We start from the raw sequence: 12,151 nt of genomic DNA, 5'->3' as shown, positions 1-12,151 counted from the left end.
TCCCCCATCTAAACCAATCCCAGAAACACTTTTTTGACCAATCATTATGCAAGTACGTACCCGCTTCGCGCCATCTCCTACAGGCTACCTTCACGTTGGTGGTGCCCGCACCGCACTTTTCAACTACCTCTTTGCCAAAAAGCATGGAGGCATCTTCATACTTCGCGTGGAAGATACAGATCACGCCCGCAATACAGAAGCTGCTCGTGAAGCAATCTTCGACGGCCTCAGCTGGCTTGGACTCCAGTGGGACGAAGGCCCTGAGGCAGGTGGACCACACGGCCCCTATTTCCAGTCCCAGCGTCAGGAAATTTATGACAGCTACTTCGAGAAACTTGTGGCTGCTGACCGCGTCTACGAAGATGAAGGCGCCTACCGCTTCCGCTTTGAGCGTAAACCAATCGTGATGAATGATCTGGTCTGTGGCGAAGTCACAGTCGACTACACCAACGAGGACATCAACCCAGACATGGTAGTCAAGCGCTCTGACGGAACTTACACTTTCCACTTCGTCAATGTGGTGGATGACATCGAAATGGAAATGACTCATGTCATTCGTGGCGAGGATCACCTCATGAACACGCCAAAACACCTCCAGCTCTTCGAAGCCTTTGGTATCGAGCCTCCTAAGTACGCACATATTCCACTCATCCTCAACATGGATGGCTCCAAGATGTCCAAGCGTGACCAAGGTGCCGCCCTCGGCGAATATCCTGTCAATGGATACACTGACAAGGCAGTCTTCAACTTCCTCGCTCTGCTGGGCTGGTCACCAAAGGACGAACAAGAAATTTTCTCTCCTGAAGAGCTGATCGAGAAATTCACCATCGAGAACGTCAACCGAGCTCCTGCCAAGTTTGACATCGACAAGTGCAAATGGATGAACCAACAGCATCTTGCTAAACTCAGCCCAGAAGAGTTCGCTGCGGAAGCCAATCCATTCGTAGAGAATGCAGGCCTTGTCACCGGTTCTGACTTTACAGCTATCGCTGCATCGATCCAAGAGAAAGTCAGCCTCCTCGCTGAAGTACCAGCCATGGTTTCCTTCTTCTTGAATGAAGACTACCCATTCTGCCCAGAAGCTATCGAGAAGGTGAAAAAGAACGAGCAAGCTGCTGACCTCTTAGCAAAACTGGCTGATGCACTTGAAGGTCTCACCGACTGGAGCCAAGCCAAGGAGACGATCGGAGAAACCGCCAAAGCCAACGGAGCCAAGCCCGGCCAGCTCATGTTCCCAACTCGTGTAGCCCTCACAGGAGCTGCTGGTGGACCAGATCTTGGAGATATTCTCAACATCATGGGCCACAAAGAATCTGTTCGCCGTATCCGCCGCGCGGTAGAAGAGCTTTCCTAATCACTAACAGCTATCCTTCTTCCATGAGCAAACCACCTCGACTAGCGGTTATCGGTCATCCGGTATCTCACTCTGCATCCCCCCGCATGCACCAGCCAGCACTGGACGACGCAGGCGTGGACGCCAGCTACATCGCTATTGATGTAGAACCCGGAAAAGTCAAAGAAGCTTTCAGCAAAATGCAGGAAGAAGGATACATCGGCTGCAATGTCACCGTTCCTCATAAACTTGAGGCCATGGAGATTTGTGATGAACTCACGGATGACGCCAAGGCTCTCGGCGCCACCAATACTATCGTCTTCCGTGAGGACGGCACTATTCTGGGACACAACACAGACGGCGCAGGCCTCTCGCAGGCTATCCTTGAGGACTTCGGTAAGTCTCTCTCCGAACTCCGCATCCTGATCCTCGGAGCTGGAGGAGGGGCAGGTCGTGCGATTGCCACCCAATGCTGCCGTGAAGGCGCCCCAGCGGTCTATTTGTCTAACCGCACCATCGAGAAACTCGAGCCCATTGCCATCGATTTGGTGGACAACCATGGCGGCAAACTCGTCACGACTCTCTCGACAGATACCGAAAGCCTGATCGAAGCAGCCTCCAGAGTGGACCTTATCATCAACGCCACCTCGCTAGGGCTTAAGCCAAGCGACCCTCTCCCTCTACCTGAGGAGGCACTTCTCTCTCGCCACATGGTGTACGATGCCATCTACAACCCACCAGTCACACCTTTGTTAAAAGCGGCATCTGAAGTGGGAGCTAAGACATCCAATGGACTATCCATGCTACTGCACCAAGGCGCTTTTGCCTTTGAGGCCTGGTTTGGCATCAAGCCAAATCTAGAGCTCATGCATAAAGCCCTGCTTCAGAAGTAATCTTTCTACTGCTCCGAGGAAATCCCCTCACCGTGTACTGTAAACCAGTTCGGAGCATAGAAATGCTTTACCTTTAATTCAGCCTCACCATTGCTCTGCTCCCAGGCTAGCTTCAAGTGTACTCGTGCCCAGCCCGGTGGATCTACTTTCCCTAACACCGCATCTTTGGAACTGGCTTTCTGAGCCGCTTCCAAAGCATCCAGCATCGCCTTGCCCATGTCAGTGTTCACATTCACCTTTACGATTGGAGACTCGGTACCCCTGCCTCCATCGAAAATTTTGGGCTCATAGAATCTCACATAGAGAGGATCCCCCTCACGGCGGTCCCCCATAGAAATACCGCGCACATACAATCTGAAATCCCCCTCATATCCCACAGACTTGGCGAGCAAGAATCGATCCCAGCTAACACTTGAATATTTGACAAGCTGCTCCCAGTCCAACTTCCAAGCATTTCCTTTCTTCCAGTAAACCACCTCCAGGACTTTTCCTTCCTCATCCTTCACGATCGTATCAAACCGGTGGTACTCACCTCCTTCATCAAGGTACACACCCATGATTCCCATCTGCCCCTTGATACCTAGTTTCGGGTTTGCACTATAGTAGTCCCCCATAGGCAGCAGTAGGTCCACACCATTCATCACAAAGGAAGATCTGAGGTTATTGTCAGGGCTCTCATTGAAACTCGCCAGGATATTACGAGTCCTTTGCAGAGCATCTACCACCCGCTGATTATACATCACGCGGTCATAATCCCGCTTATCATTGTTCTCTTTAGATTTAGCAGCACTCGCTTCCTGCTCCATCCGGTAATAGATACCGGCGCCCCCCCCAATCACCAAGACCGCTGCCCAAACAGCAAAGGCGAGCTGGAGCTGTTTCATGCGCTTGGCTTTTTTCGCACCTACGAAATCCGCAACATCCTTCCCCTTGGAGTGTCCTCCACTCGCATGATGACCAGCATCCGAGGCACTCACGGTCATTTCATCTACATTCACCTTGGATTTCAGCACCCTAACTGGTGGATTACCACAGATGTGGCAAATGACTCGCTCTGCTGGTAACACAGGAGCTTTGAAGAGTTCTCCACACCTATCGCAATGATAAAGCTGTTTTTGCTGATCTCCGGAATTCGTTGGATTGGCTGATGTCATAATGAGCGCAAATTAAACTCACCTCATATTTGATCAGCTTGCAAGCTCTCTGTCGCAAATAGATCTGCCAAACAACTCCCCCATGAATAGGCAGATAAAAAAAGTGCTTCGTAACAAAATCATTACGAAGCACTCCTGAAATTCTTTATTAAAAGGATTAATGAATATCCCTATCCTCTCGAACCGGGAATGGCTTGCCACGGTATTTCACCCCTTGCAGCCCTTTGACCACCTTGGAGAATTCCTGCTCTGGCACCTGAACAAGGCAATGCTTAGGAAATACACGAATCTTGCCGAGTGAGCCGTTGGTGATACTGCATTCACGATAGATCATGCCGGCAATTTCTCCGGGAGCTACTCCCATTTTCCCGCCGACTCCGATAAAGACCTGAGACATACCAGCCTTCACTTCAGACCTGCGCTGCTCCTTATCAAAGGAACGGGAACCACGATCTCCCCGATCATATGAACGGTCACCCCTGTCGCGTCGATCACGGCGGTCACCGCGATCTTCACGGTCATAGGAACGCTCACCTCTTTCACGGCGATCGCCTCGATCACGTCTGCCTCTACTGCGGTCTCCTCGATCTTCGCGGTAACGACCAGTATCCGGACGGTCCTCCTGAATTTCCTCACCTTCACGACCACTCAGCTCACGAAGCATACCAAACAGCGTGCCTGCGATATCAGTTGCTGCGTGCCCCTGTTCCAGCAGACGGTCAATATAGTTCAAAAACGGCACTCCGTTTTCATCTTCAAGTCTTTCCTTGAGTGCCTCAAAGACCACATCGGCACGGCGACCTTCCACTTCCTCCTGTGATGGAATCTTATCACGGCGGATGCGTGACTTGGTAAAACGCTCAACATTCTGCAGACGGTACACATCCCTACCAAACACAAAGCTCACTGCTCGTCCTTCGCGACCAGCACGCCCTGTACGGCCAATGCGGTGCACATAATCCTCTGGATCTTGAGGCAAGTCATAGTTGAAAACGATATCCACCTCATCAATGTCGAGGCCACGTGCAGCGACATCTGTAGCAATCAGCAACTCGACTTTACCTTCACGGAATCTCTGGATGGTGCGCTCACGCATCTGCTGCGTGATATCGCCATGCAAACGGTCCGCTGTGTACCCGCGGGCCAGAAGCGCCTCAGTCGCTTCATCCACACTGCGCTTCGTGTTACAGAACACGACAGCAAGCCTGTAGGCCTGCATATCCAGCAATCGGGATAACACCTCGACTTTGGAGCGATTGCGTACCTCAATGTAGCACTGATCGATTCTCTCGACAGTTTGGTTCCTCTTGGAAACCTCGATTTTTTCCGGATTGCTACCAAACGTATCGATCAAGCGCTCCACAGAGCGGTTCATCGTAGCGGAGAAAAAGAGCGTCTGTCTACTCTCTGGCACTTGGCTCAAAATTTCCTCCATGTCTTCGCGGAAACCCATATCGAGCATGCGGTCAGCCTCATCGAGAATCACCAACTTGATCTCATTCGTCTGAATCGTTCCCCTACGCAGGTGATCCATCAGGCGGCCTGGAGTACCCACCACCATCTGTGCACCGCGCAAGCTCTTGATCTGACGGTCGATTGGAGCGCCTCCATAGACTGGAGTGGCGCGCATTTTGTCCAATCCGCCGCCTAATTTGCGTACCTCTTCACACACCTGCACACAAAGTTCACGTGTCGGGGAGAGAATGAGCACCTGGGGCCTAAAAATATCCAAGTCGATTAGCTGAAGTGCTGGCAGCGTAAAGGCGGCCGTCTTACCGGATCCCGTCTCTGAGAGGCCAACGATATCCTCACCTTGAAGAATACGAGGAATAGCCAGTGCCTGGATTTGTGATGGAGCCTCGTAGCCAAGGTCAGCTACGGCATCCAAAAGAGGCTTGGACAAGCCAAGCTCTGCGAATGTTTTATCTGTCATGAATCAGTATTGGTTAATGATACTAAACCGCTTCTGATCATTACTTTTACCCAAAAATCAATCGCGGTCTGGAGGCCGTTCGCCCCCCTAGGACGCGACCTATGCGCAGCCCTTTGACAAATAGCAACACTTTTCCCGCTTCTCACACACTCCCAATCCTCAGAAACTTCTGATTCCCATACAGTCCCATAGACTACACCTCCCTTCATCTCACTCAAAAAACACTCTCCATTTTACCATATCTTTTTTTCGGCATATCGTGATATGGAAACCAAGAAATGACTCAATGAACGATCAATCAAAAGGTAGCTGGCTCAGCAGCCCCAGATGGAATCCTTATCTTGTGGGAGCAGGAATAGGAGTTCTCAGCTGGCTCGTATTCTTACTCGTCGACAAACCTTTAGGTATGTCGACAGAGATCTCTACGCCCTCGTCTATCCGGGCTTGAAATCAGGCTTCCTGAAAATGGGAGACCACGGCAAGGCCAGACTTCCTGAGATCACCCATAATCCCGAATACGCCTGATGGGCCATCTTGGCAGCCATTTTCCTGACAGTATTCAAACTACTCAAAGGCAAGGACAGACCAGCAGAATCTTAGCCGAAAACACGGCGACACACACACGACACATTCAAGTGGCATGCGGCTCTACGCCGTGTGCCACTTCTCATTGGACTCTCAATTCATCGGCACGCTGTCTAGCCTGCTCCTCAAGGCGGCAACACATCAGCTTGCACAATTCAAAGACCATCGGGTCGCTGATCTGGTAGATCACAAAATTACCATCACGCTTACGAGCGATGAATCCGGCATTCGCCAGTAGACCAAGATGCTTAGATGCCGTTCCCTGCTTTAAGCCGGTCTTCTCTACCAGCTGAGTCACATTCTGTTCCCCTTCCATCAGAGCTCTGAGCAGATACAAACGAGCTGGTTCAGAGAGGATAGTGAACTGCTTGGCAGCCTCCTCCACCTGAGCATCGGTCATATTCTGTTTTTCCTTCATCCTGTTCGATAATGATCTCTATAAACTGGAAATTCAGCAAGGTAAAATAAAGCGCTTCCTAGTCGTCGAAACGCACGAGAATCTCCCTGGCCTTAGCTCCATCTGCAGGCCCGATAATCCCCCTGTCCTCCAGAATATCCATCATGCGGGCTGCACGGGTATATCCTAGGCGCAACCTGCGCTGGAGAAGAGACGTACTCGCCTTTTGCTCCTGCTGGATCACCTCCAGACATTTTTGAATGATTTCCTCATCAGCATCGGACACTTCATCTGCCCCACCATCATCGCTGCCGCCACCTTTCTCAATGGACTCCTGTACTGACTCTTCAAATTGTTGCTCTGCCTGATTGGAACAGAAATCGACGATCGCCTCGACTTCCTCGTCAGACACAAAAGCACCTTGAGCTCGCTCGAGCTTAGCTGATCCTGGTGGTAGGTAGAGCATGTCACCCTTACCCACCAGCTTCTCAGCCCCCTTGGTATCCAGAATAACCCGGGAATCGAGTGATGAGGATACCTGGAAAGCAATACGACTCGGAATGTTCGCCTTGATAATGCCAGTCACCACATCAGCACGTGGTGTCTGGGTAGCAATAATCAGGTGAATACCTGCCGCACGTGCTTTCTGAGCGATACGGGCAATGTTCATCTCCACATCCGCTGGCGCGGTCTGCATAAGGTCAGCAAGCTCGTCAATGATCACCACGATGTAAGGAATGCGGTCCGGAATCTCGTCTTCGAAATCAAGCTCATCCTCATCACGGTCTGCCATTGGGCCAAGTTCTCCGTCCTCCAACGCACGAGCAATGGACTCGATCGCCTCTGGATCAGGTTCCGGCTCCTCCTCAGGAGTGACCTCTTCCTCCACGACTGGCTCCTCTTCTTTCTGAGGTCGAGGGCGGCTGTTAAAGCCATCGAAGTTTCTTACCCCGCACTTCGCAAAGATACGGTAGCGCTTTTCCATCTCATTCACCACCCAGCGTAGCGCAGCGACCACCTTATTTGGATCAGTCACCACTGGGACTACGAGGTGCGGAAGCTTGCCGTAGATCTGCATTTCAACCACCTTCGGGTCGACCATGATGAAGCGCAGCTCATCCGGGCTAAACTTGAAGAGAATACTCGCAATGATCGAGTTGATACACACCGACTTACCTGCTCCAGTAGCACCCGCGACCAGCAAGTGGGGCATGGCTGCCAGATCGGCAATCACCGTATTTCCATAAACATCCTTACCGAGAGCCAGCGGGATCCTCTTCTTCGCACTGGCAAAGGCCTCATCCTGCAACAGCTCGCGTAGCGGCACAGCGACCTTATTGTCATTGGCAATCTCAATACCCACAGTGTCCTTACCCGGGATAGGAGCAAGGATGTTAATGCGCTCGGCACGGGTGGCACGGGCTAGGTCAGCCTCCAGCTGAGTGATGCGGCTTACCCGCAGACCAATACTTGGATAGACCTCATATCGGGTGATGGTTGGACCGCGGGTAATATCACCAGCGGTTACTTCCACACCAAAGGCCTTGAGAGTATCCACGATGGTTTTTTGGACAGAGAGCAACTCGTCCTTGTTGGTTTCAGGCTCTTCCTCAGAATCATCGTAGGAGAGCAGATCAAAGCCCGGAGTCTCATAATCTTCAAAGGCATCAGTCGCCAATGAGATACCCTTCTCTTTGTCTTTCTTCTTGTTGAAAGGTTTCGCACCGACTTCCAGCTTTGGTTTGCGGCGCTGGGCAGCATCAATGATCTGGGGCTTAGGTACCTCCTTAAGATCCATCTCCACCTGCGGATTCTTGCGGATCTCTTCTTCCTCCTTGGCTTTCTTGGCGGCAACTTCTTTCTCCTTCACCTTCTTGGCCGCAGCCTTCTCTTCCGCCGCCTCTTTCTTCACTTCTTCCTTGGCGCGCTCACGCTCATCAAGACGCGCTTTACGTTCAGCTTCCCGGATCGCTTTCTTGGAATTCTTCTCACGCAGTCTACTCTTCTCATCCTTGCGTTTTTGATTCCACTCACTGAATTGCTTGAATGCTACTTTAGTAAATTGAATCGGGTTCAGGCCGGTAAGCATGATCATTCCGATCAAATACGCCACTAAGAGCAGGAGAACGGCGCCAGTCTTGTTCAGAAGCTTCTCAAAAAATAAGGTACCCACCCCGTACCCGATGACACCACCGGGATGAGTGATCATGATCTCATTTGCCCAGATACTTAGTAGCTCCAGCACGTTGATCAAGCAGGCTCCAGTCAGAATAAAACACACAAAGCCAAACCAAGTCCGGCGAGTCAACTTGCCCTCCATAAAGGCATAAGCTACCCCCAGCCAAATCAGGCCCAGCGGCAGCAAGTAGGAAGCCGCCCCAAAAAGAATCAGCTGCAACCATGCAAGCAAAGCTCCGACTACACCGATGATATTGTGAGCCGGGCTATTCGGTGTGCTATCCGGGCCATAGCCTACCCAGTTCGGCAAATCTCCCGGAGTGTAGGATACCAAAGCAAGCAAAAGCATCAGCCCGAAGCCAATCATCCCTATCCCAACCACCTCGTTGAACCAACCAGGCAACTGGCGCTCCACCGCATCCTTCCGTGACCTATTCTTTGCTGTCGCCATTGTCTTACTTATTCCTCTCGCGCTAAAACTAGCACGACTACCAAACATCCCAGCCTCCAACCCCGATGGCAAGCGATAATTATTTGGAAAGCTTAACGAAAAACTAGCTTCCCGTCCCCACCATCATTACGTTAAGACCTCTGCGGCATGTCGGAGCAAGAACCCAATCTACTGATCATCTTTCTGGATGAACCTATCCCTGGAAAGGTCAACACCCGCATGGCCTCCGATCACGGAGACGAAGAAGCCTCTGTGCGCTACCGGGCCATGACCTCCGTTTTGCTACAGCAACTCGAAGGCTTGAACAACACCCGCGTGCGGTTCTGCTACAGCCCTGACGATGCAGGTGAGACGATTTCCTTCTGGGTCCTCCCCCTCCTACGCGGCCACGTGATCAAACGCGGCCAATCTTTCCTATACACCCCCGAACGCAATGCCACCGCTTTTAATATTGAGTTCGCCCCTCAGGGAGAAGGACCTGAACATGAGCGCCTCAAGCGGGCCACCGAACAAGCATTCAAAGATGGCTTCAGCAAAGTTGCTTCCATCCACAGTAACTGTATCCAATGTGGCTCACGCTGGATCAACGCCGCCTTCCTCCAGACCAAAGACAACACTTGCACCATTGGCCCAGCCCCGGATGATGAGCACTATCTGCTAGCCACAACGCAGTTTTACCCGGAACTCTTCAGCCCAGAGCAGCCTCCACAAGCTGTGGCCGAATCCCTGGGACTGAAACTGATCACCCTTCCGGAATTGCCAAAGATTCACACCAGCGCACACTGGGACCAGACACTTGAGGACCCGATCGGAGGCAAACTCAAAGCCGCCCATAAAAAAGAGTCCTAGCGACTTAAGCACACCTTCCTCTCTATCACATCACATCTCCTCACTCAGTGCCAAAGAATATCTTACACAGCCTTCTATGGATAGGCGGTCTCCTTTTCGGAATTACACCTTTCATCGCCCAACACCAGTACGGTGAGACAAAAGTCTCCCCCTATATGGGTGAAAACTATTTCGGTAGTCATATCCTGATCTTGCTGGGCTTGATGGCCGCGGGCTCATTCATGTGGGGCGGACTCGCCCGGTGGCTACGCTTTGGCGACTCCAAGGCCTACCAGGCAAAGACCTGGTCGATAACGGCCTTGGTTATTCTGACCGTCATCGTCTCCTTGGGATTGAGCTGGAGACTGACTGGCTACAGCTACTTACTGACAGGAGCAGCAGGCTGGATTGCCGTCGCCTTCGGTTCGATTCATTTCAGTAAACACCCTGGCCCCACTTATTCAGATTTTAAATCGATCGTACTCTGGCTTGCAAAGCCACACCACTGGAATGCGGTCTTCTTCGGCACCCTGTTCGCCTTACTTCTCTGGCACAATCACCAGATGATCAGCAGCCTGCGCTCACTTGATGGAGCTCATAAGTTCAGCCTGTTCATCAACCGCTTCTTTACCCAGATCTCCTTCATTGGCGTCCTCTATTTTGTCATCCAGCTCTCCATCGAAACTGGCCCCCGCTGGAGCCGTGTCTTCATCTGGTCCTGTGCCTCACTCGCCCCGATCGCCATTATCCTCGATCATTTCTTCGTCGGTTTCTGGAGTAATACCCTCATGGATTACCTCAATAATCTGGGCTTCGACGGACTCCTCAACATGGCCGACGAACTCAAAGGAGGAGGAATCCAAGTCGGTGTCGTCACCTTCTTCAGCATCTGCATACTTGTCCTCGTCCTCTTTTCAGGAATCACCTGGCTCACCATTCACTTGTCTAAGCGTTTTGACTTCAAGATACGCCCCATCGTGGTGATGGCACTCATTGTCTTGGGCTTTGGTGGTGCCACCCTTGAACAATCTCTGGGACAATCCTGGAAAACCCGCCGTAACTGGATGCGTGAATACGCTGCATTCGAGCTACAAATCTCAACCATACGCCCACCAGAAGGCCTCGCCTTCTTTGAAGTCAAATTCCGTGACCATCACTGGGCGCAGGATGCCATTGATGATGACCGTGAGCTCCGTATCACCCGCAAGCCAGACATCTACATCGTCTTCATTGAGTCCTTCCGCGCCGATTCCCTGACACGAGAAATCACCCCCTTCCTTCACCTGTTTAAATCCGAGGAAGCGCAGCCCATCTCTCACGGCTGGGCATGCTCCAATGGCACACACTTGGGTTGGTATGGCAGCTTCACCTCACAAATTCCCCTCCAGTGGGAAGACAGCCGCGCCATGGACCGAGAACTGAATTGGCCCGGCCTCTACGCATTCAGACTACTCAAACAATCCGGCTACAACCTCTCCATCTTCGCTCCATCAGACCTTGCCTTCAGAGAGATGGGCCCTCACTTCTTTTCTACTGAGAACAAGCTCTTCACCCAGCATCTCATACATGACGAGGATTTGCCTCTACCTGAGCGGGAAGTTGCTTTGTTGGAAAAATTCAAAGGAGATCTCGCTTCCCAGCAGAATGGCTCGCATTTCACACTTTTCGCCATCGATTCGTCCCACTTCATGTACACTTGGCATAAGGATTTCAATCCCCCCTTTATGCCTTATCACACAGGTTCCTTCTTTCCCTCCAGCCCTGATGACCAAGAACTCCAAGAAGTGCTGAACAAGTACTACAACTCACTCGCTTGGGCAGACAAACTAGCCAAAGACTTCTGCCAAAGCCTAAAAGACGCAGACAAATACGATGATTCCATCGTGATCATATTAGGGGACCACGGGGAAGAGTTCCAAGACAACGGCGGCTGGCTGCATGTCTCTTCACTTGAGAACGAACAAGTTGCTGTTCCTATTATGATCAAGTGGCCAAAATCCCATGGAAGAGGCCCACTTCTCAATGATGTCAGCCAGCTAGACATCATGCCTGGAATTTTGGACTATCTCACGGAAGGCAACCCGCCTGCCAACACCGCCGGCCTCTCTGTCCTGCAAAGCGAGGAGCGCACAGCCATCGCCACGACAGCCCAAGGCGGTAAAACACGTGAAGCCATGCTGCTAGCCCGCAATGGCTACAAAGCCTACTTCACCTGGCAGCATTACTGGAACGGGCGCCCACCTAACAGTATCACCCTTTCCCGCATGACCGGACCAGAGGGAGACATCATACTACCTACCGAGAATGACTATCTGGATACGTTGAAAAAGCACTTCCCTGATGCCTTCCCGCGCTTCTTTCACTCATTCCATCTCAAGCCCCAGACCTTTGAAAAGTAA

9 protein-coding genes are annotated in these 12,151 nt (G+C 51.7%); 5 read left to right on the top strand and 4 right to left on the bottom strand.

All coding sequences use genetic code 11. The features are described 5' to 3' along the window. Nucleotides 1–46: 46 nt before the first annotated feature. Both gltX and aroE read left to right on the top strand, forming a co-directional pair. Nucleotides 47–1,354, top strand: coding sequence for a glutamate--tRNA ligase (gene gltX, locus BUB27_RS05245; protein ID WP_200797065.1), 1,308 nt, complete (start codon nt 47–49; stop codon nt 1,352–1,354). A 23-nt stretch (nt 1,355–1,377) separates the two neighbouring features. Beyond that, the gene (gene aroE, locus BUB27_RS05240; protein ID WP_143158475.1) at nt 1,378–2,226 is read left to right on the top strand and encodes a shikimate dehydrogenase; all 849 of its coding nucleotides are present in this window, start codon (nt 1,378–1,380) and stop codon (nt 2,224–2,226) included. A gap of 5 nt (nt 2,227–2,231) precedes the next feature. On the opposite strand, the gene BUB27_RS05235 is transcribed toward aroE, so the two are convergent. Beyond that, entirely contained in the window at nt 2,232–3,380 is a 1,149-nt protein-coding gene (locus tag BUB27_RS05235; RefSeq protein WP_143158474.1) for a hypothetical protein, read from the bottom strand. Nucleotides 3,381–3,537: 157 nt separating this feature from the next. Continuing rightward, a complete protein-coding gene (locus BUB27_RS05230; RefSeq protein ID WP_143158473.1) occupies nt 3,538–5,313 on the bottom strand; it encodes a DEAD/DEAH box helicase in 1,776 nt (591 codons plus the stop codon). A 327-nt stretch (nt 5,314–5,640) separates the two neighbouring features. Between BUB27_RS05230 and BUB27_RS18865 the strand changes: the two genes are divergently transcribed. Further along, complete coding sequence (locus BUB27_RS18865; RefSeq protein ID WP_159434816.1) at nt 5,641–5,838, top strand: hypothetical protein; 198 nt, start codon at nt 5,641–5,643, stop codon at nt 5,836–5,838. A gap of 142 nt (nt 5,839–5,980) precedes the next feature. Here BUB27_RS18865 and BUB27_RS05225 read toward each other — a convergent pair whose 3' ends face one another. Both BUB27_RS05225 and BUB27_RS05220 read right to left on the bottom strand, forming a co-directional pair. Continuing rightward, nucleotides 5,981–6,316 (bottom strand): ArsR/SmtB family transcription factor, encoded by a 336-nt coding sequence (locus tag BUB27_RS05225; protein ID WP_143158472.1) that lies wholly within the window; start codon nt 6,314–6,316, stop codon nt 5,981–5,983. Nucleotides 6,317–6,374: 58 nt separating this feature from the next. Further along, the gene (locus BUB27_RS05220) at nt 6,375–8,924 is read right to left on the bottom strand and encodes a DNA translocase FtsK (protein WP_143158471.1); all 2,550 of its coding nucleotides are present in this window, start codon (nt 8,922–8,924) and stop codon (nt 6,375–6,377) included. A 147-nt stretch (nt 8,925–9,071) separates the two neighbouring features. On the opposite strand from BUB27_RS05220, the gene BUB27_RS05215 reads away from it, so the two are divergent. Together BUB27_RS05215 and BUB27_RS05210 are read left to right on the top strand one after the other, a co-directional pair. After that, entirely contained in the window at nt 9,072–9,773 is a 702-nt protein-coding gene (locus BUB27_RS05215) for a TIGR04282 family arsenosugar biosynthesis glycosyltransferase (RefSeq protein ID WP_143158470.1), read from the top strand. Between the two features lie 155 nt (nt 9,774–9,928). Then, entirely contained in the window at nt 9,929–12,151 is a 2,223-nt protein-coding gene (locus tag BUB27_RS05210) for a sulfatase-like hydrolase/transferase (protein WP_143158469.1), read from the top strand.

Source organism: Rubritalea squalenifaciens DSM 18772, assembly GCF_900141815.1.
Classification (GTDB): domain Bacteria; phylum Verrucomicrobiota; class Verrucomicrobiia; order Verrucomicrobiales; family Akkermansiaceae; genus Rubritalea; species Rubritalea squalenifaciens.
The sequence above is the reverse complement of the archived record's forward strand: the minus strand, read 5'-3'. Positions and strand labels throughout refer to the sequence as shown.